The sequence below is a fragment of the Phosphitispora fastidiosa genome (assembly GCF_019008365.1).
In the GTDB taxonomy this organism is placed as follows: Bacteria; Bacillota; Thermincolia; order Thermincolales; family UBA2595; genus Phosphitispora; species Phosphitispora fastidiosa.
This window is the reverse complement of record NZ_JAHHUL010000178.1, coordinates 1-253: the sequence shown is the minus strand read 5'-3', so window position 1 is coordinate 253 and position 253 is coordinate 1. Positions and strand designations below refer to the sequence as shown.

The window sequence follows — 253 nt, the reverse complement described above, 5'->3', positions numbered from 1 at the left end:
CACCGGCCATCATGGTCACGGGCAGCCATATTCCCGCCGACCGGAATGGCCTGAAGTTCTACCGGCCCGACGGCGAGATCGACAAGGCCGATGAAGCCGGCATCCTGTCCGTCCTCGTCCTGGAGACAAAAGCGCCGGCAGACTCCGACGGACAGGCGGCAATCGTGCCGGATGCGCTGCAAGATTACATCAGGCGAAGCATCTCCGTTCTGAGCCCGGATGCTTTGACCGGCAGGAGAATCGGCGTTTATCA

Annotated in this window: 1 pseudogene; it reads left to right on the top strand. The window is 61.7% G+C overall.

Features of this window, described 5'->3' with window-relative positions:
* Window positions 1–253 (top strand): annotated as a pseudogene (locus tag Ga0451573_RS19410) (hypothetical protein); the annotation flags it as partial.